Source organism: Ferrovibrio sp. (assembly GCF_041906005.1).
In the GTDB taxonomy this organism is placed as follows: domain Bacteria; phylum Pseudomonadota; class Alphaproteobacteria; order Ferrovibrionales; family Ferrovibrionaceae; genus Ferrovibrio.
Map to the genome: position 1 here is coordinate 2,751,654 of NZ_JAYRJY010000001.1, position 25,305 is coordinate 2,776,958.

Below are 25,305 nucleotides of genomic sequence, written 5' to 3' on the forward strand. Positions count from 1 at the left end.
GCTCATGCCGTATGGCTCCGGGCAGGATTGAACCGTCTGTGCAGGCGGGCGGCAAAGCCCGTCACGCTGCGCCCCAGCCGTTCGGCCGGCGCGGCGAAGGGGCCGAGCGCGGATGTCGCATCGGCGATCAGGTCGATGCCGGCATCGTCAACGGCATTGCGCAGGGCCACCACCACTTCCATGTCGCCTTCCACGATCAGGTCGCGCGAGAAGAACAGGGCATCGCCGTCGATGCGGCCTTCCAGCAGTTCAACCAGCGTGGCGATATCGGCGCGGATGATGGCGCGCGGTTCTTTCGCCTTTGCCGGATCGACCAGTTGCAGGCGTGGCGCCTGCGGCGGTGACCGCAGTGTGATGAGGAAGGCGGCTGGCAGGTCATGCGGCACCACCAGGCAGGTGGCACCGGCGAAATCGGCCAGGCGATCCAGCATCGCGCCATGGCGGCGCACCAGCACGGCGCTGAGGGCGTTCAGCAGGTTTTCGGTCAGGTGGCGGTTGCCGGGCAGCAGCAGGAGGCGGCGCAGCGGCGTCTGGACGGAAATCACGGCAATCGCTCCCGCATTGGACAAAAAAACATTGTCCGCGTGGTAGGAGTCTGGGGGCGATCCGTCTTTGACGTGAGTCAAAGAGGGGAGCCCGTCAGGCTCCCCTCCTTGATCAGATTTGACCTGGGGCAAATTGCGGTGGCGAGTCGCGATCAGGCCGCCAGCATGCGGTTGGCCGCCGAAGTCACGGCCTTCAGCGAGGCGGCGACGATGTTGCGGTCGCGACCGACGCCGAACAGCGTGCTGCCATCGGCCCGCTTCACCTCCACATAGGCCACGGCTTCCGATGAGGCGCCGCCCCCCTTGCCATCAACAGACTGGCTGGCGCTGGGCGCGATGGCATGCTCGCGGTAATCCACCAGATTGATGCTCACCCCGGCATGGCGGCCCAGCGCGTCGATATAGGCATCGATCGGCCCGGTGCCCTGGCCCTGCAGTTCAACGGTTTTGCCGCCGTCGCTGATGCTGGCGGTCAGGCTGCGCTGCTCGCTCTTGTGCGGATCAGGCAGGGTGCGATGGCCGGTGAACTGGAAGCGGCCGGTCGGCTGCTTGAGGTATTCGCTCTCGAACGTCTCCCAGATCAGCTGCGGGCCGATCTCCTTGCCGGTGGCATCGGCGATCTTCTGGATCACCTGGCTGAATTCGATCTGCAGGCGGCGCGGCAATTCGAGGCCGTAGTCGTTTTCCAGCACATAGGAAATGCCGCCCTTGCCCGACTGGCTGTTGATGCGGATCACCGGCTCGTAGGCGCGACCCACATCGGCCGGGTCGATCGGCAGGTAGGGCACTTCCCAGATGCCGTCATTGCGCTGGGCCTGCGCCGCCATGCCCTTTTTGATCGCGTCCTGGTGCGAGCCGGAAAAGGCCGTGAAGGCCAGTTCGCCCACGTAAGGATGGCGCGGATGCACCGGCAACTGGTTGCAGTATTCCGCCGTGCGGGCGACCGAGGTGATATCGGTGAAATCCAGCTCTGGGTCCACGCCCTGGCTGAACAGGTTCATCGCCAGCGTCACGACATCGACATTGCCGGTGCGCTCGCCGTTGCCGAACAGCGTGCCTTCCACACGGTCGGCGCCGGCCATCACGCCCAGCTCGGCCGCCGCCACGCCGGTGCCCCGGTCGTTATGCGGATGCAGGCTCAGGGTGATGCAGTCGCGATTCTTCACCTTGCGCAGGAAATACTCGATCTGGTCGGCATAGATGTTGGGCGTGCTCATCTCCACCGTGGCCGGCAGATTGAAGATGATTTTCTTCTGCGGCGTGGGCTTGATCACATCCATCACCGCCTCGCAGATCTGGACGGCGTAATCCACTTCGGTGCCGGTAAAGCTTTCCGGCGAATACTGGAACACCCAGTCGGTCTCGGGCGCGGCATCGGCCAGCTGCTTCACCAGCGCCGCGCCGTCGGTGGCGATCTTGGTGATGCCGGCCTGGTCCAGGCCAAACACCACGCGGCGCTGCAGCGTGGAGGTGGAGTTATAGAAATGCACGATGGCGCGGTGCACGCCCTTCAGGGCCTCGAAGGTGCGGGTGATCAATTCCGGCCGGCACTGCGTCAGCACCTGGATGGTGACGTCCCGCGGGATCAATTTTTCCTCGATGATCTGGCGCACGAAGGCGAAATCGGTGTCGGAGGCCGCCGGAAAGCCGACCTCGATCTCCTTGAAGCCCAGCTTCACCAGCGTCTCGAACATGCGGCGCTTGCGCTCGGGCCCCATCGGCTCGATCAGGGCCTGGTTGCCGTCACGCAGGTCGACGCTGCACCAGACCGGTGCCTTGGTGATGGTCTTGTTCGGCCAGGTCCGGTCGGGCAAGGGCACCGGCTGGAAGGGTCGGTATTTGTGGAAATTCATCTTGTTCATGGTTTCGCTCCTGAGGCGAAGGGAATTGCGTTCGACGATGGGTGGGGCCGTCAAACGGCCGCTGACAGAGGCCCGCTGTTCAGCGGCCGCTGGTAAGTCGCAGTCGAAGGCTCAGGAGCGCGGCCGAAAACGCATTGCGGCGCTGGAAACCAATGATTTTCGAGGTGAACTGGATGGACATGACAACCGACCGGCTGGTTCGACAACACACACGCTTAGCGACGTCCCGACCCTGCTTACAGGATCGGGCAGCTAAGAAGGAGGGTGTGTAGCCGGCGGGTTTTGTTCATATCCCCAACAAATTGCCAGTGAGGCGCCCCGACGTCAAGTCGGCCGTTGCCGGGGGGCGGACACGCGGTTAATGTCCCCGCGTTTCAGGGACTTGGAGCCCTGACCCAAGGTCTAGGAAGAGGGGCATGAACAAGGTTTATCCGAATGCCAAGGCGGCGCTGGAAGGCATCGTCCGCGACAATATGATGGTGATGTGCGGCGGCTTCGGCCTCTGCGGCCTGCCGGAACGGCTGATCGACGCGCTGATGGACAGCGGCGTGAAGGGCCTGACCTGCGTGTCCAACAATGCTGGTGTCGATGGCGCCGGCCTGGGCAAGCTGCTCGCCACCCGCCAGGTGAAGAAGATGATCTCGTCCTATGTCGGCGAGAACAAGATCTTCGCCCAGCAGTATCTGGCCGGCGAACTGGAACTCGAATTCAACCCGCAGGGCACCATGGCCGAGCGCATCCGCGCCGGCGGCGCCGGCATTCCCGCCTTCTTCACCAAGACCGGCGTGGGCACCCTGATCGCCGAGGGCAAGGAAGAGCGCATCTTCAACGGCGAGCGTTACATCATGGAAACCGGCCTGGTCGCCGACCTTTCGCTGGTCAAGGCGTGGAAGGGCGACACCGCCGGCAACCTCGTCTACCGCAAGACGGCGCGCAACTTTAACCCCGCGATGGCCACCGCCGGCAAGATCACCGTGGCGGAAGTCGAGGAACTGGTCGAACCCGGCCAGCTCGATCCCGACCATATCCATACGCCGGGCATCTACGTGCAGCGGATCATCTGCGGCGCGCCGTATAACAAAGTCATCGAAAACCGCACCGTGCGTAAGCGCGGCTGAGCCAGAAGGAGAAAACAGTCATGGCTTGGACCCGCGATGAAATGGCCGCCCGCGCAGCGAAGGAGCTGAAGGACGGCTTCTACGTCAATCTCGGCATCGGTATCCCCACCCTGGTGTCTAACTTCATCCCCGAGGGCGTCGATGTCGTGCTGCAGTCGGAAAACGGCATGCTCGGCATGGGCCCGTTCCCTTATGAGGACGAGGTCGATCCCGATCTGATCAATGCCGGCAAGCAGACCATCACCCAGCTGCCGCATTCCAGCTTCTTCGGTTCCGACCAGTCGTTCGCGATGATCCGCGGCGGCCATATCGATCTGTCCATCCTCGGTGCCATGCAGGTGGCCGAGAATGGCGATCTGGCCAACTGGATGATCCCGGGCAAGATGGTCAAGGGCATGGGCGGCGCCATGGATCTCGTCGCCGGCGTGAAGCGCGTCGTCGTCGTCATGGAGCACACCTCTAAGGACGGCGAGAAGAAGCTGCTCAAGCGCTGCACCCTGCCGCTCACCGGCGCGGGCGTGGTCGATATGGTGATCACCGACATGGCCGTGTTTTCGATCGACAAGAAGAAGGGCGGCATGGTTCTGCTCGAGCGCGCCCCGGGCGTGTCGCTGGCCGATATCGAACGCACCACGGAAGCGGTCTACACCGTGGCCGATTCCGCCAAGTAAGGCATTTTGCCAAAAGAGGGCCCCGGCGGGCGACTGCCGGGGCCTTTTTTATGCCCGGCGCCGACCTAGATCGTCGGCATGCTGCTGTGAGGGAGGATGTCGCATGCTGCATCGCCGCCATCTGATCGCCGCCGGAATCGCCATCACGGGTCTCGCCCTGTCCGGCGCCGCTCCATTCAATCCGGCCTGGGCCCATCATGGCTGGGGATCCTACGATGCCACGAAAACGCTGACGCTGGATGGCGTGGTCGAAAAGGTCGACCCCGACAACCCCCATGGCGAACTGATGCTGAAGGCCGATGGCAAGGTCTGGCAGGTCATTCTCTCGCCGCCCGCGCGCATGGCAAATCGCGGCAAGGCCATCAATGAGATCAAGGTTGGCGACCGGGTGATCGCGGTGGGCTATGCCAGCAAGGTGCATGCAAACGAGATGCGGGCCGAGCGCATCACCCATAACGGCGTCACCGTCGAACTGCGGTAATTCCTCGTATGGAACACACTGGACCTGACGCGCATCCCTGGCTGGTCGCGCTGGAACAGTCGGGTCTGGGCGTGGCGATGCGGCAATCGCTGCTGCTCTATCCCGCCGTCGAGATCCTGCATATCTTCGGCTTCGTGCTGCTGGTCGGCAGCATCGTCGGCTTCGACCTGCGCATGCTGGGGCTGGCCGCGCGGCTGCCCGTCGCGCCTTTCGCGCGCCACGCCGTGCCGCTCGCCATGCTGGGTTTCTGCCTCGCCGCGCCGATGGGCCTGCTGCTGTTCGCCACCGAGGCCACCAGCATCGCCGCCAACACCGCCTTCCGGTTCAAGCTGACCTGCATCGCCATCGGCCTGTTGAACGCGGCCGCCTTCCATCTCGGGCCCTGGCGCAGCCTGCTGCAGCGGGGCGAGGTGACCATGGCCGCCAAGCTGGGCGCGGTGGTCTCGCTGCTGGCCTGGAGCGGCGCGATTATCGGCGGCCGCCTGATCGCTTATCTCTAGGGCCGGAACTGCGCGGCATTCCGCGCGTTTCTATCTCCGACCGGATTGCAGACAGCGGAGTATCACAGCGCGGCATCCTGCGATGGCGCGCGGGCTGCTGCTGCGTCCGGCAGCCCCTGGCTTGCAAGGAGAAGAAACATGCTCGCGCGTCGTTCATTCATCGGCATTGCCGCCGCCGCCATCGCGGTTTCCGCGGTCGCGGCCTGCGCGTCCCGCAGTTATGCCGTCTCGGGCACGGTATCCTATCGTGAAAGGCTGATCCTGCCGGCGGATTCCCAGGTCGTGGTGCGTCTGGAGGATGTCAGCAAGGGTGCATCCTATCCGCAGGTGATCGCCGAGCAGCGCATCATGCCCAACAGTGCCGGCACCACGCAGTTCTCGCTGCCGTATAACTACAGCGAGATCAATCCGAACGCGACCTACGTGGTGAATGCCTGGGTCGAGCAGGGCGGCCGCGTGCTGTTCCGCAATGCCAAGGTCTACCAGGTGCTGACCAAGACGGCGCCCAGCAGCAACATCAATATCGAGCTGGAGCAGGTGGCCGCCATGGTGGTGCCGGCTCCGGCCGGCGCGACGACGACGGTGGTGCCCGGCAGCAGCGGCACGGTGATCGTGCAGCCGGCCCCGCAAGGCAGTGTCCCGGGCAGCACCTATGTTGTGCAGCCCGCACCGGCCACCGCGCCGCCGGGCAGCGTGATCCTCAATCCGGCGCGTTGAAGTTTGTTGCGATGACGCAGCGGCCTGTCCCGGAAGGGACAGGCCGCTTTTACGTTGCCGCCGCGATGTGTTGGGCGATGTGGTAAGCCTGCAACCGCGCGTAATCGGCCGGTATCACATCGCCGTAGGCGAAATGCGGGGCCAGTGTCGTGCCGGTACGAACCGCCGTCTCGAACGCCGCGATGGCGCCGCGGATGCCGGCGAAGGCGGCTGCCATGTCGCCATCGGACGGGATGGCCGGCGCGCCGGGGATCGGGTCGGCCAGGTCGTGATACATGCGGCCCTGCCACAGGAACACCTGGGCCGCCATCGGACCAAGGGTTGCGCGGAACCAGCCGGGTTTCAGTTCCGGAAAACCGCTCAGGCCATAAGCCAGGCTCTGCGTGCAATGCACCAGCATCTGGTAGACGGTGATCGGACCGGCCTGGCGCGCGCCGCCAGCCTGCAGCCGGTCCAGGGCGGCCTGTGCCTCCGCCAGCGAGGCGAAGCGCGTATCCCGGCCATCGCAGGCGGACAGCGTCAGCAGCGGGGCGGCGCAGGCAACGGATAGAATCTGGCGGCGGGTGATCATGGGCACGCGGGGCATCTCACGGACAGGCGGTTTCGCGAAAAGCATATACCCGGTCGTCGGCCGGCTGGAAATCGGCGCGTCCGGCCGGTCTTTCCATGCCGCGCACCGCCCATTCCGGCGAGATCGTCGTCTGGTAGATCAGGCAGACCATGCGGCCGCGCTTTTCGCTGCGATGGATTTCCGCCTTTGCCACCCAGCGGCCATTCTCGGCCAGCAACTGCGTCTCGCCATTGTCCACCGCCACCTGCCAGCGCAGCGGCGCGCCGTCGCGCACGGGCAGCGTCACCGGGCCGGCCACGGGTGGCAGCGTCACGTCCCCGGCCAGCTCGTGGCCGCCGGCCAGCATTGTGCCGGCCGCGAAGAACAGCGGTGGGGCGGGATCGCTTGTCTGCGCCTGCGCGACAGAAACGATTGGCAGAAGCGGGGCGATCAGCAGAAGCGGTGCAAGCAGCCGGATCATGCCGCAGCCTACACCGCTCACGCCTGTTTGCGCAGGCTCTCCAGCCGCTCCCGCGCCTTGTCGCGATGGCGCTCGGTGATGCTGGTTTCCACCGCGCGGATCGCCGCCAGCACCACGGCCAGGTCGTCGCCATAGCCCATGGCGCCGAAGACATCGGGAATCACGTCCAGCGGCACGATGAAATAACCGAGGCTGCCCAGCAGGATCGCCTTGGCGCCGAGCGGCGTTTTCGGGTCGATGGCGGCGTAATAGGCGGCCAGGAAGGTCTCGGCGAAGGGCAGGTGGCCCAGCACGCGTTTCAGCTTGCGCCAGAAGCGTTTGGCCAGGCGCGGCTGTTCCACGCGCAGCCGCGCCGGATCGGCCGGCAGCTGGTAGGCGGGCGGATTGGGGTCGATGATGGGATCGGTCAGCACGCCCCAGATATGGGAGGGCGGCGGCCCTGCCGCAAGGGCAGGGGCCAGGCCCCTAAGTCTCGTCAGGGGGCGGCCGATCTGCTAGAACCCGGCGACTTCGTTATGGATACAAACGATCAGGAGGAAGGTTCCATGCAGTTGCAGGGCGTAGGCGCGATTGTCACGGGCGGCGCATCCGGTCTGGGCGCGGCCACCGCGCGCGAGCTGGCCAAGGCCGGCGCGAAGGTTGCCATCTTCGACATGAATGCCGAAATCGGCGAGCAGACCGCCAAGGAGATCGGCGGCGTGTTCGTGAAATGCGACGTGGCCGATGGCCCGGGCGGCGAGGCCGCCGTGAAGGACGCCATCGCCAAGGTCGGCCCGGTGCGCGTGCTGGTCAACTGCGCCGGCGTCGGCACGCCGATGAAGGCGGTGGGCAAGGACGGACCGGTCGCGCTGGAGAAGTTCATCAAGGTGGTGCAGATCAACCTGGTCGGCACCTTCAACATGATCCGCCTGGTGGCCCATCACATGCAGCAGCAGCCGGAAATGGCCGACAAGGAACGCGGCTGCATCATCAACACCGCCTCGGTGGCGGCCTTCGACGGCCAGATCGGCCAGCCGGCCTATGGCGCCTCCAAGGCCGGCGTGCATGGCATGACCCTGCCGCTGGCCCGTGAATTCGCCCAGCACGGCATCCGCGTCTGCACCATCGCGCCGGGCCTGTTCGGCACGCCGATGATGTTCGCCCTGCCGCCCGAGGCGCAGGAGAGCCTGGGCAAGTCGGTGCCGTATCCGTCCCGCCTGGGCCGCCCGGAGGAATATGCCGCGCTCGCCCGCCACATCTGCGAGAACGTGATGCTGAACGGCGAGACCATCCGCCTCGACGGCGCCCTCCGGATGGCCCCGCGCTAAGCGCGGGGATCACGCGCTGACGCGCTGGGGCATGGCGCCCCGCTGATAACCGCCCCGTAATCGGGTCGTAAAACAGGGCCGCCGGTCAACCGGCGGCCTTTTCTTTACCCTTCGGAGGGGGCCGGGAGCCTTGCCGGCCTGCGCGATTCCCGCTACCCCTTGGGCCGCCCTTTTCCCACCCCAAGACACGGACATTTCCGGAGGATTTCCCTATGGCGCGCAAGAAAATCGCCCTCATCGGCGGCGGCAATATCGGCGGCACGCTGGCCCTGCTGGCCGGCATGAAGGAACTCGGCGATATCACCATCTTCGACGTGGTCGAGGGCCTGCCGCAGGGCAAGGCGCTCGACATGGCCCAGGCCGGCGCGGTGGAAGGCTTCGACGCCAAGCTGCGCGGCACCCAGGACTACAAGGACATCGCCGGTTCGGATGTCATCATCGTCACCGCCGGCGTGGCGCGTAAGCCGGGCATGAGCCGCGACGACCTGCTCGGCATCAACATCAAGGTCATGCAGGCGGTCGGCGCCGGCATCAAGGCCCATGCGCCCAACGCCTTCGTCATCTGCATCACCAACCCGCTGGACGCCATGGTGTGGGTGCTGCGCGAGGTCTGCGGCCTGCCGCATAACAAGGTGATCGGCATGGCCGGCGTGCTCGATTCTGCGCGGTTCCGCCACTTCCTGGCCGAGGAATTCAACGTCTCGGTCAACGACGTCAACGCCTTCGTGCTGGGCGGCCACGGCGACACCATGGTGCCGCTGATCCGCTATTCCACCGTGGCCGGCATCCCGGTGCCCGACCTGATCAAGATGGGCTGGTCGACCCAGGAGAAGATCGACAAGATCGTGCAGCGCACCCGCGACGGTGGCGCCGAGATCGTCGCCCTGCTCAAGACCGGTTCGGCCTTCTACGCCCCGGCCTCGTCGGCCATCGAGATGGCCGAGAGCTACCTGAAGGACAAGCGCCGCGTGCTGCCCTGCGCCGCCTGGCTGGATGGCGGCAAGTATGGCCAGAGCGGCATGTATGTCGGCGTGCCGGTGGTGATCGGCGCCAATGGCGTGGAGAAGATCGTCGAGATCGAGCTGAACGCCGAAGAGAAGAAGATGTTCGAGCATTCGGCCAATGCCGTGAAAGGCCTGGTCGATGCCTGCAAGCAGATCGATCCGAGCCTCGGCAAGTAAGGCCGGCGGCAAGTAACCGGCCGGACGGAGACATCCGATGACCGACGCGGCGCGCCAGACAGCCTCTGGCGCGCCGTTTCTGTTTCGCGCGGCCTTCATCGCCGCGCTGGCCCTTGCCACGCTGTATCTCTTCGCCGGTCCGCTGCTGCCCGACATCCTCTGGCTCAAGACGGCGGTGAAGGGCGCGGTCTGCCCGCTGCTGGCGCTGGCCCTGTGGTCGGCGCGCGGCGGCGATGCCGATGCCAAGCGCTTAAGCCTCGCCCTGCTGTTTTCGGCGGCGGGCGACGTGTTCCTGGCGGTGGACCGCGTCGGCCTGTTCGTGCCCGGGCTGGCCAGCTTCCTGGTCGCCCATCTGGTTTATCTGTGGCAGTTCGTGGCGCGCCGCCCGCGCCCGTTCCATTTGCCGCCGGCGCGCAAACGGGTGGCGCTGGGCATCGTGGCCGGCATTGCCCTGATGCTGGTGCTGCTCACGCCCGGCCTGGGCAAACTGCTGGCGCCGGTCTATGCCTATATCGCCGCCATCGCCGCCATGGCGCTGGCCGCCACGGCTCTGCCCGGCCGGCCGCTGGTGCTGCTCGGTGCGCTCAGCTTCATGGTGTCGGACTCGCTCATCGCGCTCGACAAGTTCGTGGCGCCGATCCCCTTCGTCGGCCCGGCGATCTGGATCACCTATGTGGCCGCCCAGGCGATGATCGTGCTGGGCTGGAAAGACCGCGCCTGACTGCCTACATTGGCAGGGAAGGAGATCCCCGCCATGCGCCTGCTGCTCGCCATTTTCCTGCCCTTCATGGTGTTCTTCACCATCGGGCGGCCGATTGCCGGCATCATCTGCCTGATCCTGCAGATCACGCTCCTGGGCTGGATCCCGGCGGCTTTATGGGCGGTCTATTCGCTCAGCCAGTACAACACCGCCAAACAGATCGAACAGGCGACCGGCCGGCGCACGCTGTAGCTTCGCACATAACGGTTCAGCTGACGGGGTCGGGAGCGGGGGAGTTCAGCGCAAGCTCCGTCGACCAGTCCGGATCGTAGGGTCGAAAGCCATGCCACTGCTGGAACAACAGCATGCGCCGGGGATGTTCGCGTGCCCAGCGGATCGCATCGTGGCCGAGCCAGGCATAGCTGCCTTTTTCCCGGACTCTTGCCTGATAGCTGGGATAGCTGACCGCGAGCTGGTTCCGGTTGGTGGCAAAGCGCGACAACAGGCGAAAGACGCGGCGGGCGAAGGCCAGATGCGCCTTGTTACCCTTCTCGCAGTTGACGGAGATCTGCCCGCCGTGCAGCCGTTGCGGCCAATCCTTGTCTTCCTCCAGCACTCCGCAGCCGGGCATGATGGCGACGCTGGGGAGGTGCCTGGATGTCAGCAGGGCGGAATCGCCGCATCCGCCAACCCCCTTTTTTATGAAATATTCGGGCTGCCAGGTGGGATCGAGAATGGAGCGTATGCGATACGGGAAAGAGCCGCGCGGTAGGGGCGGTTCGTTTGTCACCATGACGGCGCAGAGATGGTCGACCAGCACATGGCTCTTTTCAAGGAATGCCCAGGGCGCGGAACGCAGGTCGATCAGCCAGCGTCCGGCCGGATACAGCTCCTGCCATGCATCGCCGAATGCCTGCCAGTCGGCATAGGATAATCCCACTTCGCGGCCACGTATTGTCTCCGGGTAATGGTAAGTAAACCGTATCTCAATGTGGACCAGATCGCGCGTATCGAAGAACGGCTCCCCTTTTTTCATGCTTTACTCCCATTTGCGTCTACAACTCGCCTTCTTTTGCCAGCCTGTCCTGCAGGGCCGACCACATCTGGCGGCAGCGCAGGCGCACATAGCTGGAATAGGCTTCCTCGGTTTCCCCGGGTTTCATCTTGCGTGCCCAGACGGCGACGCCTTTTTTGATGTTGTTCTGCAGGTTCGCGAAACGGCGCGCCTGATCGGGCGTCTGGCTTTCCGTCTCGATGCTGTCGCTGCCGGTTTTGCGGATCGTGTCGGTGTTCAGATAGGCGACGGTACGTGTTGTCTGATCGCCGAAGCTGATATCGGGACGGCTGCTGCCGCGCAGGTCGGAACTATTCTCATTGCGCTTGATGACCTGCTCCTGCAACTCGCCGTCCTCTTCATGCGTGCCGCCATGCGTGTGGGGAATCTTTCCCAGCCTGGGAAATTCGCCCAGCGTTTCCACGCAGACCTTGGCGGCAATCCTGTTGCTTTCCACGGTTTCCGGTTTTCCCCGCCCGCCATGGATGTTCCGGTCGAGAATCATGCCGGCCACGATCTCTGCCAGCGGTCGCTGCTGCGATGGCAGAAGGCGGATCGAATCCTTGACCTCCGGCGGGATCAGGCCTTCGCTGGCTTGCGCCTGCGGCTCAGCCGGCCGGCCTTTCAAATCGGCGTCGACCTTCACCGGCTCCAGCGGCGGCGTGCGGCCGGCCTCACGGTCCTTGTCGTCCGGTGGCTCGGAAGGCGGAGTGCCGGAAGCTTGCGTGTGCGCGATGCGACCGGCAGCTTGCGCCGGCAGGGTCAGCAGGTTGAGCGGGCCGACCGCCTTCAGTAGCTGGTCGACGGTGGATATCGTGCCACCGACCCTGCCGGCCGCATCGTCGAGCGTTTTATCCAGCCATGCGCCGGCCGCCTTCACATCTGGCCGTTCATGCGGCAAGGGCGCATCGGTGGTGACAGGCGTGATCAACTGCGGCAACGCAACCTGGGCATATTGTTGCCCTGGTTGTCGGGCCAGTCGCTTTCCAAGCCGGATCATGCCGGCCGGTTCGCTCCCGCGCTGTGCGTCACTGGTCAGCACGATGTCCCTGGCTGACGCCACATCTTCTGCGTCATAGGGCAGAGCATAAAACCGGTCGACATCCTCGGGCCGCGGCACGCCATAGCCATCCAGCCGGTCGCCGAAATCGTCTTGCAGCGCGGCGATGGTTTCGCCTTTGCCGTCCGCATCCACGCCGCCCGGAGGCACAGGCAGCAGCACGCCGTCCGGCGTCACTCCCCGGTCTTTCTGATAGGCGGAAATGGCACGCTCCAGGCCGGCACTGGGCCAGCCGGTCGGCACGCCGGGCATGGGCAGGTCGTAATAGCCGGCGTTGCCCAGCAGGATCTGGGCGCGGATGACATCGGCGCGGTCATTGTCGCCAAAGCGGCCGACGGAACCGGAAAAGGCGAAGGGGTTATCGGTATCGCCGGTGAAGGGCGGAAAAGAGGAGGGAGTGTCTTCCCGAGGCAGCAATGTCATGGCGGCTCCTGAGAGGGCGGAATATATCTTGATAATATTCCTATATTATATACACTCTATGTTCTTAAATCAAGGGAAAATGTATACATATAGTAGTATTCACGTTGATCAGGTAAAACATATTCCCGTCATTGTTGAAGATACTGAAACAAAATGGCGCCTCTACAGAGAATCAATAACTTACCTATGCAAAACCATCGCAAAACGATTCAAAACGCATCACTCACGGCGGCAAATCCCGGCGCCGCAGCGCAACCCGCGCCGGTCCACGCCACACCGCCCGTAACAGGCCCGGATTTGTACGGTGCCAATTTAAGACTTGCCGCTTTGGCCCTGCTTGCCTAAGTGCAGGGCTTGGAAACGAACGAGCGTTCAGGAGACGATTCCCCATGACGACCCAGACCCAGGCCCCCCGCTCCGGGGTCCCGACCTCCTGGCGCACCCCGCTGCTGGTCATTCTGGCCGGCTGCACCATCGCGCTGCTGAATTTCGGTGTGCGCTCGGGCTTCGGCCTGTTCCTCGAGCCGATCAGCGCGGCCAATGGCTGGGGCCGCGAGGTCTTTGCCTTCGGCATCGCCATCCAGACCGTGCTGTGGGGCTTCGGCCAGCCCTTCGCCGGCGCCCTGGCCGACCGCTACGGCTCCGCCCGCGTGCTGGTCGGCGGCGCGCTGTTCTATGCCGCCGGCGTGGCGCTCACCGCCTATGCCACCACGCCGCTGATGCTCAACGTCACGCTCGGCATGCTGATCGGCATCGGCCTGGCCGGCTCGTCCTTCACCGTGGCGCTCTCGGCCATCGCCCGCATGGTGCCGCCCGAGAAGCGTTCCTGGGCCTTGGGCATCGGCACGGCGGCGGGCTCGATGGGCCAGTTTTTGATGGTGCCGCTAGGCCAGGCCTTCATCGCCGCCTTCGGCACGGCCATCGCCCTGATCCTGCTCAGCCTGTTCGCGCTGGCCATCGCGCCGCTGGCGCTGGTGCTGGCCGGCAAAGCGCCCGAAGGCAGCGGGCCGCAGCAGTCGATGGGCGAGGCCCTGCGCGAGGCCGGCGTGCAGAAAAGCTACTGGCTGCTGATCTTCGGCTTTTTCGTCTGCGGCTTCCACGTCTCCTTCATCCAGACCCACCTGCCGGCCTATATCGTCGACCGCGGCCTCGATCCCGCCACCGGCGCCTGGGCACTGGCGCTGGTTGGCCTGGCCAATGTGGTCGGCTCGTATACGGCCGGCGTGCTGGGCGGCAAACGCAGCAAGAAATACCTGCTCAGTTTCATCTACGGCGCCCGCGCCGTGGTGATCGCCGTCTTCGTCATGCTGCCGATGACGCAGACCAGCGTGCTGGTCTTCGCCTTCGCCATGGGTCTGCTCTGGCTCTCCACCGTGCCGCTCACCTCAGGCCTGGTGGCGCAGATTTTCGGTCCGCGCTACATGGCAACCCTGTTCGGCATCGTGTTCTTCAGCCATCAGGTTGGCGGTTTCCTCGGCGTGTGGCTGGGTGGCCGCCTGTTCGACATGACGGGCTCATATGATCTGGTCTGGTGGATCTCGATGGGTCTTGGCGTATTCGCCGCCATCGTGCACTGGCCCATCGACGAACGCCCGCTGGCACGCCTCGATCCAGCCCGGGCGCCAGCGGCCGCAGAGTAATCCATGGCCGGCATGCACCGCATCGCGCCCCATGGGATTGCTCTGGCTTTTGCGGTGGCGGTGCTGCTGGTCTGGGGCCTGCTGTTTGCCGTCACGGTGCAGCGCGCCGCCCTGCCGCCGGAGGCCAGCGGCCGGGTGATCGCGGTCTATCCCTTCGGCTGGGATGCGTCGGCCGTGACAGTGGCGGCGACGCGGACGGAAGCGCGGCTGGTGCGGCAGACCTGGCTGCCCAACGCGGTCGAGCTGGCCTCCGACGATCCCGGTTTCGCCGGCCGCCTGCGCGACACCGGCGCCATCGGCGTCTACCGCGCCCAGCCCTTCACGCTGTTCACGCTGGCCGGCTGCACCGGCATGCCGCCTTCGCTGCCCTCACTCCGCCGCTTCGGCTGAACCCACTTCAACAGTGGTGTGCGGCATCGCGGTGATGCCCAGTTTGGCCATCAGGGTCGCGTCGCGGTCCTGGCCCGGGTTCTTCGTGGTCAGCAGCTTGTCGCCCAGGAAGATCGAGTTGGCGCCGGCCAGGAAACACAGCGCCTGCAATTCCTCGCTCATCTGCTCGCGCCCGGCCGACAGCCGCACCATCGAGGCCGGCATCACGATGCGCGCCACCGCGATGGTGCGCACGAAGTCGATGCCGTCCAGCGGCGCCTGGCCGTCGAGCGGCGTGCCCTCCACCTGCACCAGCATGTTGATCGGCACGCTGTCGGGATGGGCGGGCAGGGTGGCCAGGCTGTGCAGCAGGCCGGTGCGGTCCTCGGCCTTTTCGCCCAGGCCCACGATGCCGCCGCAGCACACTTTCAGCCCGGCGGCGCGCACGTTGCCCAGGGTGTCGAGCCGGTCCTGGTAGGTGCGCGTGGTGATGATCGCGCCGTAATGCTCGGGCGAGGTATCGAGGTTGTGGTTGTAGTAATCCAGCCCGGCCTCGCCCAGCCGCCGCGCCTGCTCGGGCGACAGCATGCCCAGCGTGGCGCAGGTCTCCAGGCCCAGCGCCTTCACTTCCGCGATCATGGCGCAGACCTTGTCGAGGTCGCGCTCCTTGGGGCTGCGCCAGGCGGCACCCATGCAGAAGCGGCTGGCGCCGGCCGCCTTGGCCTCGCGCGCGGCGACCAGGGTTTCCTCCAGGCCCATCAGTTTCTCGGCCTTCACGCCGGTCTCGAAGCTCGCGCTCTGCGGGCAATAGGCGCAGTCCTCGGGGCAGCCGCCGGTCTTGATGCTCAGCAGGGTGCTCATCTGCACCTCGTTGGCGGCGAAGTGGCGGCGGTGCACCTGCTGGGCCAGGAAGATCAGGTCGTTGAACGGCAGGGCGAACAGCGCGTCGATTTCCGCGCGCGACCAGTCGTGGCGTGGTTCGGCGGATGCGCAACGTGCGGTGAGGGACGAGATATCCACAATGCCGGCGGCGGTCATGACGGGCTCCCTGAAACCGATGCTGCGCCTGCACTAGCCCGGCCTTTCGCCCATGTCCAGTATCGCCTTCGCCTTGCTGTGGACGGGGCGGTGGTTTACCCTCGCTATCATGACGGGGACAGGGAAGGCCGGCACAGAACCGGCGCTCACAATCATCATCGCCGACGACCATCCCTTGGTGCGCGAGGCTTTGGGCCAGGCGCTGCGTCAGGCCATGGCTGGCGTCGAGGTGATCGGCTGCTCCGACCTCAAGGAGGCCATCGCCGCGCTGGAGGCGCGCGAGGCCGTCGATCTGCTGATCCTCGATCTCGACATGCCCGGCATGGACGGCTTTTCCGGCCTCGCCACCGTGCGTGCCAGCCATCCGGCGGTGCCGGTCGCCATCGTGTCCTCCACGCGTGAACCGGCCGTGATGCGGCGGGCCATCGAATTCGGCGCCGCCGCCTTCGTGCCGAAATCCGCCGCGCTGGAGACCATCGCCAGCGCGCTGCAGTCGGTGCTGGACGGCGAGGTCTGGCTGCCGCCCGAGATGGAAGAGGGTGGCGCGCCCGACATGCCCGACGATTTCGCCCGCCGCGTCGCCGAATTGACGCCGCAGCAATTGCGGGTGCTGACCCTGCTCAGCAAGGGCAAGCTGAACAAGCAGATCGCCCACGAGCTTTCGGTCGGCGAGGCTACCGTGAAAGCCCATGTCACCGCGATCCTCAAGAAGCTTGGCGTGCGCAGCCGCACCCAGGCGGTGATCGCCGCCCGGCATTTCTCAATCTGATTCAGTCGGTCTGATCGGGATCAGTCGTCCCCGGCGGCAGCGAGCGAACCGGCTGGCCGGCGGCGCTGGCTGATCAAGGCGCGCAGCGCGGCCGGCTTAACCGGTTTGTGCAGCACGTCCACATGAATGGCGGCGGCGCGCTGGCGCATCTCCTGGCCGCGGTCGGCGGTGATGAGGATTGCCGGCAACTGCTGGCCCCAGTCGCGGCGCAGCAGCGCGATTGCCTCCAACCCGTCGGGCGAGTCTTCATCCAGATGCAGGTCGGCCAGGATCACATCGGGGCTGCGGCCGGCTGCTGCCACGGCGCGGCGGGCTTCCTCGATATTGTCCACGGCCGCCACGGTGCAGGACCAGCCTTCCAGCAATGTGGTCATCGCCTCGCGCACGGCGATTTCGTTGTCGATGCACAACACGAAGCTGCCCGACAGCGAGCCGGCGGCAATCGGCGGCGTGGCCAGCGGCTGGGCCGGCAATGCCGGCTCGACGGCGGCGCGCGGCACGGTGATGCTGAAAGCCGAACCGTGACCGACGCGGGAACGCAGGCCAATCGGGCTGTTCAGCATCTTGGCGATGCGTTCCACGATGGCCAGGCCAAGGCCAAGGCCGCGTTCGGCCGCATCGCCGGTACGATCCAGGCGGGCGAATTCCTGGAAGATCACCTGGCGCTTGTCTTCCGGGATGCCGGGGCCGTTATCGCAGACTTCGATCCGAACGGTACTGCCCTGGCGGCGGGCGCCGATCAGCACCCGGCGGTCCTGCCGCTCGTTGCTGGCATAGCGGATCGCGTTGGCGACGAAATTCTGCAGCACGCGGCGCAGCAGGGCGGGGTCGCTGCTGATCGTGGCCAAGGTCGGCACCAGTTTCAGCGTCACATGCCGGCGCGCGGCCAGTGGGGCGAAAGCCGACACGATCGAGTCGAGCAGCGGGCCCAGGGCCACCGGCCGCACTTCCACCGGCACCGCGCCGGCATCCAGCTTGGAGATATCGAGCAGGGCGTCCAGCAAAGCCTCCACCGCGCCGAGGCCGTGGTCGATCTTGGAGACCAGCAGGTTGTCGGGTTCGCGCTCGGCCAGGGCGGCGGTGAAAAGCCGCGCGGCATGCAAAGGCTGCAGCAGGTCGTGGCTGGCGGCGGCCAGGAAGCGGGTCTTGCCCAGGTTGGCGGCTTCGGCCTGGGCGCGCGAGGCTTCCAGTTCCTGCACGGCAAGCTGCAATTCGGCGGTGCGTTCGGCCACGCGACGTTCCAGCCCCTCATAGGCGGCACGCAGGGCAGCATCGGCGCGGCGGCGCTCGGTGATATCCTGATACAGCAGGAAGAATCCCAGCACGCTGCCCTGTTCGTCGATATGCGGGATATAGGTGCCGTGCGCCACCTCGATCTTGGCATCGTTGGTGGGAAATTCAGCTTCGAAACTCTGGCGCTGACCGGCCAGGGCGGCTTCGATATGCGGCCTCAGGCGTGCATAGCGGTCGGACGGAATCATTTCGCTGACGCGGCGACCGTCGATCTGGTCCTGCGGCAGGTGCAGGGCGCGGCGGAAGGGCATGTTGGTGAAGCGGTAACGTTCGTCGCGGTCGACATAGGCAATCAGCACCGGCACGTTATCGGTGTAGATGCGGATGGCGCGCTCGGAATCGCGCAGCGCCTCGGCTGCGCGCACGCGATCGCTGATATCGGTGCAGGTGGCGACGAAGCCGCCATCGGGCATCGGGTCGACGCGAATTTCGATGACACGGCCGCTGGGCTGGCGCTGCTCGTGGATGCGCGAACCGCTGGCACCGGATGCCAGCATGCCGGCCAGCTCGGTGGAATCGCCCACCAGCGTTGCCAGCGGCACGCCGTTCTCGGCCAGATTGGCCGGCAGGCCAAGCAGGTCGAAAAAGCGGTCGTTCCAGGCAGCCAGGCGCTGGCGGTTGTCGAACACGCCGATGCCCTGGCTGATATGGTCGAGCGTCGTGCGCAGCAGGTCGAGATTGTGGCGGATCGCTTCCGAAGCCTCGCCCAGCATGGCGCGCGCGGCCCGCGGACTGAGCAGGTTCTTGCCTTGCGCCGACGCCATGACGATCCGCGCCGATGCCGCGCCGATGGCACCGCCCAGCAGATGCTCGGTGAAGGCCATCGCCTCGGCGGCGCTCATGCGGCGACCGGCGAAGGCGCGTTCGGCGCGTTCCTCACCGATGAAACGCGCCGCCAGTGCATGCAGCTCATCGATACGTGGATCGTGGCTGGTTTCGGCGAAGGTGGCGGCCGGCAGGCCCTCGCCGCCGGAAACGAAAATTTCCGCCTGTTCCAGATCGCGGCTGCGCGGTCGCGCCAGCACCGACACGATCATCAGCAGCACCACATTGGCCACGATGCTGGAAACGAATCCCTGCAGGATCGCGTCGAAATGGCTGAACGGCGCCGGCAGCCATTCGGTCAGCGGCGCCACCATCGGCTGGCCGGTGGCGGAGCCTTTGATCGAGGGCAGCAGCAGTGTGTAGATCCACATCGCAAAGCCCGCGGCCAGACCCGCGATCACGCCATGGCGATGCGCGCGGCGCCAGTACAGGCCGATCAGCAGGGGGGGTGCGAAATTGGCCACGGCACAGAACGAGATCATGCCGATCGAGGCCAGCGGCAGGTAGCCGGCGATCCACGTGTGGTAGATGTAGGCCGCGATCAGGATCAGGATCACGGCCGCGCGTCGCACGTTCAGCACGATCTGGCCGACCTCGCCCGAACCGCCGGCGCGCGAACGCAGCAGGAAAGGCGTGACCAGTTCGTTGGAGACCATGATCGAGAGCGCCATGCAGGCGACGATCACCATCGAGGTGGCCGCCGACAGGCCGCCGATGAAAGCAAAGACCGACAGCGCAAGCTGATCGGCCATCATCGGCAGGGTCAGCACGAAGAAATCGGGATTGGCGCCCTTGTCGGCCAGCAGCAGGCCGGCGGCGGCAATCGGCACGACGAACAGGTTGATGGCAACCAGGTAGAGCGGGAACAGCCAGCGCGCGGCTTTCAGGCTGTTGGGATCGCTGCCTTCCACCACGGCGACATGGAACTGGCGCGGCAGGCAAAGAAAGGCGAAGGCCGACAGGATCGTCATGGCGATCCAGTTGCTGCCCAGGCCCTGGCTCAGCTGCGCGGTGAGGCGGGGATCGGCCTGTACGCGGGCCAGCAGGTCGCTGCCGGAATCGAACAGGCCGTAGAACACGAAAATGCCAACCGCCAGGAAAGCCGCCAGCTTGACCAGCGATTCGAAGGCAATCGCCAGCATCATGCCGCGATGCTGTTCGGTCGCCTGCACGTGGCGTACGCCGAACAGGATGGTGAACAGACCCATGATGCCGGCCACGAACATCGCGGTATCGCGCCAGGGCGGGGGCAGGCTGGCATTGAGCAGATGTGCCATGTCGGATCCCACCATCACCTCGAAGGTGACGCTGACGGCCTGCATCTGCAGCGAGATATAGGGCAGCACGCCGATCACCGCGATCAGGGTAACCAGCACGGCCACGGCGCGGCTCTTGCCATAACGCGAGCCGATGAAGTCGGCGATGGAGGTAACGTTCTGCCGCTTGGCGATCTTGATCATCTTGGCCATCACCGGATAACCGAGCGTGATGGCCAGCACCGGGCCGACGTAGATCAGGATGAAATCGGGACCGGAAACGGAAGCGCGGCCGACCGAGCCGTAGAAGGTCCATGACGTGCAGTAGATGGCCAGGGACAACGCATAGATGGTGGCGCCGATCCGACCGGTATACCAGCGTGAACCAAGCCGATCGCCGAGATGGGCTATCGCGAACAGCAGTCCGAGATAGCCGATCGACAGAAGCAGAATGGCGCTGCCTTGCAGCATGAAATGTTTTCTCCCCGTAGGGTCAGTAAATCCTCCCCGCCGGCCCCTGTCCACCGGCTTGGAACGGTGGACAGGCCGGATCGGACGGGTTTTCCTGAGCCCATGGCGATTATTCTCCGATTGCTGAAAATCTGTGCTGCCTTGCTGCTGGTATTCTGGGGCGGCGGGCTGCTGCTGTTCCGGTTTATCGATCCGCCCGCCACGCCGCTGATGGTGATTCGCAGCGTTGAACGCGGCGCGTGGATCGCCTATCGGCCGGTTCGGCTGGAAGAGATCGCGGCCGGCCTGCCCCGGGCCGTGATCGCCTCGGAAGACGGCCGGTTCTGCCTGCATCGTGGCATCGATCTGGGGGCGGTGCAGGAGGCTCTGGAAGATTACGAGGAAACCGGCCGGCTGCGCGGCGCCAGCACGATCACCATGCAGGTGGCCCGCAACCTGTTCCTCTGGCCGGGTGGCGGCTTTGCGCGCAAGGCCATCGAGGTGCCATTGGCGCTGGCGCTGGACGCCCTGTGGCCGAAACGGCGGATCATGGAAGTGTATCTGAACATTGCCGAGATGGGGGCGGGGCTGTTTGGCGCGGCGACGACAGCGCAGGCCTATTTCAACCGTGTGCCAGGGCGACTGACGGAGAGCCAGGCTGCCCGTCTGGCGGCCATCTTGCCGGCACCGACCCGCTGGAACGCGGCGACCCCGACGGCCTATGTCGAACGCCGCACGGGAACGATCATGGCCCGGATGGCGCAGCTCGGGCCGGCCCAGGTCGGTTGTCTGCAATAGTCAGCCCATGTCCGGGGCTGTCGCCGCCCTGGCGATATGCGATAATTAAACATGGTTTTCCGCAATACCCATCCTCATCTTGGCGAACCGGTGGAAATGCCGCCGGTGCGGGTCTTTCTGCAGAGCGTGGCGGCACTTGGGCTTGTGGTGCTGACCGGCGTGGTGGTGTTCGTTCTCAGTCACAGCATCCGCTTCACTTCGGCATCGGTATTCTTCGTGCCGGTTGTGCTGGGCGCAGCGATCTTTGGCGGCATGATTCCATCGCTGGTATCGGCGCTGTCGGCCGTGGCGGTCTGCTCGTTCTTTTTCTATGAACCGATCCTTAGCCTGCATGTCTCGGATCCGCAGGAACTGGCCGACCTGATTGTCTTTGCGGTTGTCGCAGTGGTGACCAGCCAGGTTGCCGATTTTGCCCGGCGCGCCATGGCGGCCTCGCGCCGCCGCGAGGCGATGATGCAGTATCTGCTCGATTTCAGTCGCCGGATCGGCGCCGTGCCGGATCCCGCCGCAATACCGATGGCTCTGGCTGTCGAACTGGGCAAGGGGCTGGGCTGCGGCGTTGCCCTGTATGTGGATGAAGACGGCGGCCTGAACCATGTTGCGCAGGCTGGCGATTTCAATGCCGGTGATCCCGATCGTCAAGCCCAGCTTGCCTGGCACGATGGGGCGGCAAACGAAGCGGGCAGCCTGCCGACCTATCCCCTGCGCAGCGGCGGCCGGCCGATTGGTCTGGCCGTGCTGGCCTCGGCGCCTATGTCGAAGATCGACAGCCTGACCGTGTCGGCGCTGATGGAACAGGTGGCCGCCATGCTGGAGCGGACCCGGCTAACGATCACGCTGGAAGAAGCCCGCATTGCCGCCAAGGCGGAAGACCTGCGTGAGGCCGTGCTGAGTTCGATCTCGCACGACCTGCACACGCCGCTGGCGTCTATCCTGGGATCGGTCACCACGCTGGAGAGTTTTGGTCCGCGCTGCGACGAGGCGGTGCGACGGGATCTGCAAGCCACGATCCGGGAGGCGGCGGAACGGCTGGAGCGCTATATCCGTAAAATGCTCGACCTGACGCGGATCCGCTCGGGTCGATTGCAGCCGCATCCCGAGCCCGTCGACGTTGCCGATATCGTCGATGTCGCCCTGCGCCAGACCGCCAGGGCTTTGGCCGATCGTCCGGTTTCGACAGCGGGATTGTTCGATCTGCCCATGGTGCAGGCCGATCCGGTCCTGATCGAACAGGCCTTGATCAATATTCTGGAAAACGCGGGCAAGTATTCGCCGCCCGGCACGCCCATCGCCATAGCCGGCCGTGTCGATGGCCAGCGGCTTGTGCTCAGCGTGCGCGACGAGGGCATCGGCCTCGATAAAAGCGATCTGGGCCGGATTTTCGCCCTCTACTATCGTGCCGGCCCGCCGGACGGTCAGGTCGCTGGCAGTGGTCTCGGGCTGATGGTCAGCAAGGCCTTTGTCGAGGCCACCGGTTGCGACATCTGGGCCGAAAGTGCCGGGCCGGGCCGGGGTGCGACATTCTGCATCGGGCTGCCGCTGGCCAGCGTGCTACAAGTGGCCGACGAGGGAGAAGCGATATGAGCGAAATGCGCAGAATCCTGATAGTGGACGATGAAGCGCAGATCCGGCGTTTCCTGCGTACAGCACTGACGATGAATCAGTTCGAGGTTATCGAGGCTGCCAGCGGCGCAGAGGCGATGGAACAGTTGGCGCGCAGCGATGTCAGCCTGATCGTGCTGGACATGCAGTTGGGTGACATGGATGGCCTGGATGTGCTGCGACGCCTGCGGGAATGGAGCTGGGCGCCGGTGATCGTGCTGACGGTGCGCAACCGTGAGATGGACAAGATCCAGGCGTTTGAACTGGGCGCCGACGACTATCTGACCAAGCCATTCAGCATCGCCGAATTTCTGGCGCGGATTCAGGCCGTGCTGCGCCGGGCGGCGCCGGCCGCCAGCGAACCGGTCTTCACGGTGGAGGGATTGTCAGTCGACCTGGCCCGACGGCGCGTGACGCTGAACGGGGCGGAAGTCAAGCTGACGCCGAAACAATACGGCCTGCTGCAGTATCTGGCCCGCCATGCCGGCAAGGTCGTGACGCACGAGCAACTCCTGCGCGAGGTGTGGGGGGCCGAGCATGCCGAGGATGTTCATTATCTGCGCATCTTCATGCGCAAACTGCGGCAGCGGGTCGAACGAGATCCCGCCCGGCCGCGGTATATCCAGACCGAGCTGGGGGTGGGTTACCGCCTGCTGGCGCCCGATCAACTGGCCGCAGCCGGCGAATAGGGCTGAAAAAAATGGCCGCCGGAATCCGGCGGCCAGAGAGTTTGGGCAGAAACGACAACTGCCAGCCTAAAAACAGATAGCCAGAGCAGATGCCGGGGGTTCGCGGGTGGGCGTCACTCCACCCGCGAATTCGGTTCAGTGATAGGCTTCGTCATCCTTGAAGATGTCGCGATCTTTCGTCTCTGGGATGAAGATAAGGCCGATCACTGCGGTCGCTGCCGCAACGATGATCGGATACCAGAGGCCGTAGAAGATATCGCCGCTCTGCGCGACCATGGCGAATGAGGTTGCCGGCAGCAGGCCGCCGAACCACCCGTTGCCGATATGGTAGGGCAGCGACATGCTGGTATAGCGGATGCGGGTCGGAAACAACTCGACCAGCGCCGCGGCGATCGGGCCGTAGACCATGGTGACGAAGATCACCAGCACGGTCAGCAGCAGGATCAGCGTGAAGGTCTGGCCCTTGAAGATGTCAAACGGGTTGGACATCTTCACCACCGTCGGGTTCGAGCCCGCCGGATAGTTGGCTGCAGTCAGCGCTTCACCCAGTGCCTTGACGAACTCGGCATTCTTGGCCGCGCCGTCCTTGCCGGCCTTCAGCATGTCGAAGGACTGCACGGTCTTGTCGCCGATCTTGATCTGCGCCACGGTACCGGCCGGAGCGTGTTCGGTCTTGTAGCTGACCGAGCGCGCCGCCAGTGCGGCCTTGGCGATATCGCAGGAATTGTGGAACTTCGACAGGCCCGTCGGGTTGAACTGGAACGAGCAGTCATTCGGATCGGCATAAACCACCACTTCCGTCTTCAGGATGGCATCCGACAGCGCCGGGTTGGCGATGGCGGTAATCATCTTGAAGAGCGGGAAGTAGGTGAGGGCGGCGATGATGCAGCCGGCGAGGATAATCGGCTTGCGACCGATCTTATCCGACAGCCAGCCGAACAGGATGAAACCGCCAGTGCCGATCAGCAACGACCAGGCAATCAGCAGGTTGGCGGTGTAACCGTCCACTTTCAGGATCGATTGCAGGAAAAACAGAGCATAGAACTGGCCCGTATACCAGACCACGGCCTGACCGGCGACGAGGCCGAGCAGGGCGAGAATGGCAAATTTGGCATTCTTCCACTGGCCGAAGGCTTCGGTGAGCGGCGCCTTCGAGTGTTTGCCTTCTTCCTTCATCTTCTTGAAGGCCGGCGATTCCTGCAACTGCAGGCGGATCCAGACCGAGATGCCGAGCAGGGCGATCGACACCAGGAACGGCACGCGCCAGCCCCAGTCGGAGAAGGCCGCCTCGCCAATCCAGGTGCGGGTGAACAGGATCACCAGCAGCGACATGAACAGGCCCAGCGTGGCAGTGGTCTGGATCCAGCTGGTGTAGAAGCCGCGGCGGCCATGCGGGGCGTGTTCAGCCACATAGGTTGCCGCGCCGCCGTATTCGCCGCCGAGTGCCAGACCCTGCAGCAGGCGCAACGCGATCAGGACGATCGGCGCCCAGATGCCGATCTGTGCCGAGGTGGGCAGCACACCGACAATGAAGGTGGACATGCCCATGATCAGGATGGTGATGAGGAAGGTGTATTTGCGGCCTACCAGGTCGCCCAGACGGCCGAAGAACAGCGCGCCGAAGGGGCGAACCAGGAAGCCGGCGGCAAAGGCCAGCAGCGCGAAGATGTTGCGCGTGGTCTCATCGAACTGGCCGAAGAATTTCGCGCCGATGATGACGGCCAGCGAGCCGTAGAGGTAAAAGTCGTACCATTCAAACACGGTGCCGAGCGACGAGGCAAAAATGACCTTGCGCTCGTCGGCTGTCATCGGTCGGACTTCGTAGTCCGACTTCGGTTGTGCATATGCATTTGCCATTGCGGCGTTGCTCCCTGGATGTGCAGGCGTCTCAGATAGATACGGAGCGCCAGTTGTATTGCGAGGCCG

The 25,305-nt window shown here is 65.1% G+C and carries 25 protein-coding genes; 15 read left to right on the top strand and 10 right to left on the bottom strand.

All coding sequences use genetic code 11. The features are described from left to right. Positions 1-2: 2 nt before the first annotated feature. On the bottom strand, positions 3-545 hold the full coding sequence (locus ACE3OO_RS13475; RefSeq protein ID WP_374303714.1) for an SCP2 domain-containing protein: 543 nt from the start codon (positions 543-545) through the stop codon (positions 3-5). 152 nt (positions 546-697) lie between these two features. Beyond that, on the bottom strand, positions 698-2,407 hold the full coding sequence (gene leuA, locus ACE3OO_RS13480) for a 2-isopropylmalate synthase (protein ID WP_374303716.1): 1,710 nt from the start codon (positions 2,405-2,407) through the stop codon (positions 698-700). 416 nt (positions 2,408-2,823) lie between these two features. Here leuA and ACE3OO_RS13485 point away from each other — a divergent pair, with 416 nt between their 5' ends. From ACE3OO_RS13485 to ACE3OO_RS13505, 5 genes are all read left to right on the top strand, one after another. Next, positions 2,824-3,525 (top strand): CoA transferase subunit A, encoded by a 702-nt coding sequence (locus tag ACE3OO_RS13485; RefSeq protein ID WP_374303718.1) that lies wholly within the window; start codon positions 2,824-2,826, stop codon positions 3,523-3,525. Positions 3,526-3,545: 20 nt separating this feature from the next. Continuing rightward, positions 3,546-4,196, top strand: coding sequence for a 3-oxoacid CoA-transferase subunit B (locus ACE3OO_RS13490; protein ID WP_374303720.1), 651 nt, complete (start codon positions 3,546-3,548; stop codon positions 4,194-4,196). A gap of 103 nt (positions 4,197-4,299) precedes the next feature. Next, complete coding sequence (locus ACE3OO_RS13495) at positions 4,300-4,677, top strand: DUF6152 family protein (RefSeq protein ID WP_374303722.1); 378 nt, start codon at positions 4,300-4,302, stop codon at positions 4,675-4,677. An 8-nt stretch (positions 4,678-4,685) separates the two neighbouring features. Further along, positions 4,686-5,177, top strand: coding sequence for a hypothetical protein (locus ACE3OO_RS13500; protein WP_374303724.1), 492 nt, complete (start codon positions 4,686-4,688; stop codon positions 5,175-5,177). A 138-nt stretch (positions 5,178-5,315) separates the two neighbouring features. Then, the gene (locus tag ACE3OO_RS13505) at positions 5,316-5,894 is read left to right on the top strand and encodes a YbaY family lipoprotein (protein WP_374303726.1); all 579 of its coding nucleotides are present in this window, start codon (positions 5,316-5,318) and stop codon (positions 5,892-5,894) included. Between the two features lie 49 nt (positions 5,895-5,943). Here the strand turns inward: ACE3OO_RS13505 and ACE3OO_RS13510 are convergent, their stop codons facing one another. The 3 genes from ACE3OO_RS13510 to ACE3OO_RS13520 are packed head-to-tail and all read right to left on the bottom strand — an operon-like array spanning position 5,944 to position 7,338. After that, positions 5,944-6,465 carry a DUF1569 domain-containing protein gene (locus tag ACE3OO_RS13510; protein WP_374304697.1) on the bottom strand — a complete coding sequence of 174 codons (522 nt, stop codon included), beginning with the start codon at positions 6,463-6,465 and terminating at the stop codon, positions 5,944-5,946. Between the two features lie 16 nt (positions 6,466-6,481). Then, complete coding sequence (locus ACE3OO_RS13515) at positions 6,482-6,925, bottom strand: hypothetical protein (RefSeq protein ID WP_374303728.1); 444 nt, start codon at positions 6,923-6,925, stop codon at positions 6,482-6,484. A gap of 17 nt (positions 6,926-6,942) precedes the next feature. Continuing rightward, entirely contained in the window at positions 6,943-7,338 is a 396-nt protein-coding gene (locus ACE3OO_RS13520) for a YkvA family protein (RefSeq protein WP_374303730.1), read from the bottom strand. Between the two features lie 132 nt (positions 7,339-7,470). On the opposite strand from ACE3OO_RS13520, the gene ACE3OO_RS13525 reads away from it, so the two are divergent. From ACE3OO_RS13525 to ACE3OO_RS13540, 4 genes are all read left to right on the top strand, one after another. Then, complete coding sequence (locus ACE3OO_RS13525) at positions 7,471-8,232, top strand: 3-hydroxyacyl-CoA dehydrogenase (RefSeq protein ID WP_374303732.1); 762 nt, start codon at positions 7,471-7,473, stop codon at positions 8,230-8,232. Between the two features lie 212 nt (positions 8,233-8,444). After that, entirely contained in the window at positions 8,445-9,413 is a 969-nt protein-coding gene (gene mdh / locus ACE3OO_RS13530) for a malate dehydrogenase (protein WP_374303735.1), read from the top strand. A 37-nt stretch (positions 9,414-9,450) separates the two neighbouring features. Beyond that, positions 9,451-10,134, top strand: a complete 684-nt coding sequence (locus tag ACE3OO_RS13535; RefSeq protein WP_374303737.1) for a lysoplasmalogenase — start codon at positions 9,451-9,453, stop codon at positions 10,132-10,134. Positions 10,135-10,167: 33 nt separating this feature from the next. Then, a complete protein-coding gene (locus tag ACE3OO_RS13540) occupies positions 10,168-10,365 on the top strand; it encodes a YqaE/Pmp3 family membrane protein (protein WP_374303739.1) in 198 nt (65 codons plus the stop codon). Between the two features lie 16 nt (positions 10,366-10,381). Here ACE3OO_RS13540 and ACE3OO_RS13545 read toward each other — a convergent pair whose 3' ends face one another. Both ACE3OO_RS13545 and ACE3OO_RS13550 read right to left on the bottom strand, forming a co-directional pair. Then, a complete protein-coding gene (locus ACE3OO_RS13545) occupies positions 10,382-11,149 on the bottom strand; it encodes a hypothetical protein (protein ID WP_374303741.1) in 768 nt (255 codons plus the stop codon). A gap of 19 nt (positions 11,150-11,168) precedes the next feature. Then, the gene (locus ACE3OO_RS13550; RefSeq protein ID WP_374303743.1) at positions 11,169-12,650 is read right to left on the bottom strand and encodes a peptidoglycan-binding protein; all 1,482 of its coding nucleotides are present in this window, start codon (positions 12,648-12,650) and stop codon (positions 11,169-11,171) included. A 389-nt stretch (positions 12,651-13,039) separates the two neighbouring features. Between ACE3OO_RS13550 and ACE3OO_RS13555 the strand changes: the two genes are divergently transcribed. Beyond that, positions 13,040-14,290 carry an MFS transporter gene (locus ACE3OO_RS13555; protein ID WP_374303745.1) on the top strand — a complete coding sequence of 417 codons (1,251 nt, stop codon included), beginning with the start codon at positions 13,040-13,042 and terminating at the stop codon, positions 14,288-14,290. Between the two features lie 3 nt (positions 14,291-14,293). Next, the gene (locus tag ACE3OO_RS13560; RefSeq protein ID WP_374303747.1) at positions 14,294-14,680 is read left to right on the top strand and encodes a hypothetical protein; all 387 of its coding nucleotides are present in this window, start codon (positions 14,294-14,296) and stop codon (positions 14,678-14,680) included. Here ACE3OO_RS13560 and bioB read toward each other — a convergent pair. Beyond that, positions 14,660-15,697: a biotin synthase BioB gene (bioB, locus tag ACE3OO_RS13565; RefSeq protein WP_374303748.1), complete on the bottom strand. Its 1,038-nt coding sequence runs from the start codon at positions 15,695-15,697 to the stop codon at positions 14,660-14,662. The two genes, ACE3OO_RS13560 and bioB, sit on opposite strands and share 21 nt — an antisense overlap. Before the next feature lie 52 nt (positions 15,698-15,749). Between bioB and ACE3OO_RS13570 the strand changes: the two genes are divergently transcribed. Further along, the gene (locus tag ACE3OO_RS13570; RefSeq protein WP_374303750.1) at positions 15,750-16,466 is read left to right on the top strand and encodes a response regulator; all 717 of its coding nucleotides are present in this window, start codon (positions 15,750-15,752) and stop codon (positions 16,464-16,466) included. Positions 16,467-16,486: 20 nt separating this feature from the next. Here the strand turns inward: ACE3OO_RS13570 and ACE3OO_RS13575 are convergent, their stop codons facing one another. After that, positions 16,487-20,311 carry a NahK/ErcS family hybrid sensor histidine kinase/response regulator gene (locus ACE3OO_RS13575; RefSeq protein WP_374303752.1) on the bottom strand — a complete coding sequence of 1,275 codons (3,825 nt, stop codon included), beginning with the start codon at positions 20,309-20,311 and terminating at the stop codon, positions 16,487-16,489. Between the two features lie 102 nt (positions 20,312-20,413). Here ACE3OO_RS13575 and mtgA point away from each other — a divergent pair, with 102 nt between their 5' ends. Genes mtgA through ACE3OO_RS13590 form a run of 3 tightly spaced genes read left to right on the top strand, consistent with a single transcriptional unit; the run spans position 20,414 to position 23,379 of the window. Continuing rightward, positions 20,414-21,088 (top strand): monofunctional biosynthetic peptidoglycan transglycosylase, encoded by a 675-nt coding sequence (mtgA, locus tag ACE3OO_RS13580; RefSeq protein WP_374303754.1) that lies wholly within the window; start codon positions 20,414-20,416, stop codon positions 21,086-21,088. Between the two features lie 51 nt (positions 21,089-21,139). Then, positions 21,140-22,672, top strand: a complete 1,533-nt coding sequence (locus tag ACE3OO_RS13585) for a DUF4118 domain-containing protein (protein ID WP_374303756.1) — start codon at positions 21,140-21,142, stop codon at positions 22,670-22,672. Beyond that, positions 22,669-23,379 carry a response regulator gene (locus tag ACE3OO_RS13590; protein WP_374303758.1) on the top strand — a complete coding sequence of 237 codons (711 nt, stop codon included), beginning with the start codon at positions 22,669-22,671 and terminating at the stop codon, positions 23,377-23,379. Before ACE3OO_RS13585 ends, ACE3OO_RS13590 begins: the two co-directional genes overlap by 4 nt. Positions 23,380-23,514: 135 nt before the next feature. Here ACE3OO_RS13590 and ACE3OO_RS13595 read toward each other — a convergent pair whose 3' ends face one another. Next, complete coding sequence (locus ACE3OO_RS13595) at positions 23,515-25,188, bottom strand: MFS transporter (protein ID WP_374303760.1); 1,674 nt, start codon at positions 25,186-25,188, stop codon at positions 23,515-23,517. Between the last annotated feature and the right edge of the window lie 117 nt (positions 25,189-25,305).

Excerpts from the sequence above, each read along its gene's own strand:
- leuA (WP_374303716.1), bottom strand. The coding sequence starts at position 2,407 with ATGAACAAGATGAATTTCCACAAATACCGACCCTTCCAGCCGGTGCCC.
- ACE3OO_RS13485 (WP_374303718.1), top strand. The coding sequence starts at position 2,824 with ATGAACAAGGTTTATCCGAATGCCAAGGCGGCGCTGGAAGGCATCGTC.
- ACE3OO_RS13490 (WP_374303720.1), top strand. The coding sequence starts at position 3,546 with ATGGCTTGGACCCGCGATGAAATGGCCGCCCGCGCAGCGAAGGAGCTG.
- ACE3OO_RS13495 (WP_374303722.1), top strand. The coding sequence starts at position 4,300 with ATGCTGCATCGCCGCCATCTGATCGCCGCCGGAATCGCCATCACGGGT.
- ACE3OO_RS13500 (WP_374303724.1), top strand. The coding sequence starts at position 4,686 with ATGGAACACACTGGACCTGACGCGCATCCCTGGCTGGTCGCGCTGGAA.
- ACE3OO_RS13505 (WP_374303726.1), top strand. The coding sequence starts at position 5,316 with ATGCTCGCGCGTCGTTCATTCATCGGCATTGCCGCCGCCGCCATCGCG.
- ACE3OO_RS13510 (WP_374304697.1), bottom strand. The coding sequence starts at position 6,465 with ATGATCACCCGCCGCCAGATTCTATCCGTTGCCTGCGCCGCCCCGCTG.
- ACE3OO_RS13515 (WP_374303728.1), bottom strand. The coding sequence starts at position 6,925 with ATGATCCGGCTGCTTGCACCGCTTCTGCTGATCGCCCCGCTTCTGCCA.
- ACE3OO_RS13525 (WP_374303732.1), top strand. The coding sequence starts at position 7,471 with ATGCAGTTGCAGGGCGTAGGCGCGATTGTCACGGGCGGCGCATCCGGT.
- mdh (WP_374303735.1), top strand. The coding sequence starts at position 8,445 with ATGGCGCGCAAGAAAATCGCCCTCATCGGCGGCGGCAATATCGGCGGC.
- ACE3OO_RS13535 (WP_374303737.1), top strand. The coding sequence starts at position 9,451 with ATGACCGACGCGGCGCGCCAGACAGCCTCTGGCGCGCCGTTTCTGTTT.
- ACE3OO_RS13540 (WP_374303739.1), top strand. The coding sequence starts at position 10,168 with ATGCGCCTGCTGCTCGCCATTTTCCTGCCCTTCATGGTGTTCTTCACC.
- ACE3OO_RS13545 (WP_374303741.1), bottom strand. The coding sequence starts at position 11,149 with ATGAAAAAAGGGGAGCCGTTCTTCGATACGCGCGATCTGGTCCACATT.
- ACE3OO_RS13550 (WP_374303743.1), bottom strand. The coding sequence starts at position 12,650 with ATGACATTGCTGCCTCGGGAAGACACTCCCTCCTCTTTTCCGCCCTTC.
- ACE3OO_RS13555 (WP_374303745.1), top strand. The coding sequence starts at position 13,040 with ATGACGACCCAGACCCAGGCCCCCCGCTCCGGGGTCCCGACCTCCTGG.
- ACE3OO_RS13560 (WP_374303747.1), top strand. The coding sequence starts at position 14,294 with ATGGCCGGCATGCACCGCATCGCGCCCCATGGGATTGCTCTGGCTTTT.
- bioB (WP_374303748.1), bottom strand. The coding sequence starts at position 15,697 with ATGACCGCCGCCGGCATTGTGGATATCTCGTCCCTCACCGCACGTTGC.
- ACE3OO_RS13570 (WP_374303750.1), top strand. The coding sequence starts at position 15,750 with ATGTCCAGTATCGCCTTCGCCTTGCTGTGGACGGGGCGGTGGTTTACC.
- ACE3OO_RS13575 (WP_374303752.1), bottom strand. The coding sequence starts at position 20,311 with ATGCTGCAAGGCAGCGCCATTCTGCTTCTGTCGATCGGCTATCTCGGA.
- mtgA (WP_374303754.1), top strand. The coding sequence starts at position 20,414 with ATGGCGATTATTCTCCGATTGCTGAAAATCTGTGCTGCCTTGCTGCTG.
- ACE3OO_RS13585 (WP_374303756.1), top strand. The coding sequence starts at position 21,140 with ATGGTTTTCCGCAATACCCATCCTCATCTTGGCGAACCGGTGGAAATG.
- ACE3OO_RS13590 (WP_374303758.1), top strand. The coding sequence starts at position 22,669 with ATGAGCGAAATGCGCAGAATCCTGATAGTGGACGATGAAGCGCAGATC.
- ACE3OO_RS13595 (WP_374303760.1), bottom strand. The coding sequence starts at position 25,188 with ATGACAGCCGACGAGCGCAAGGTCATTTTTGCCTCGTCGCTCGGCACC.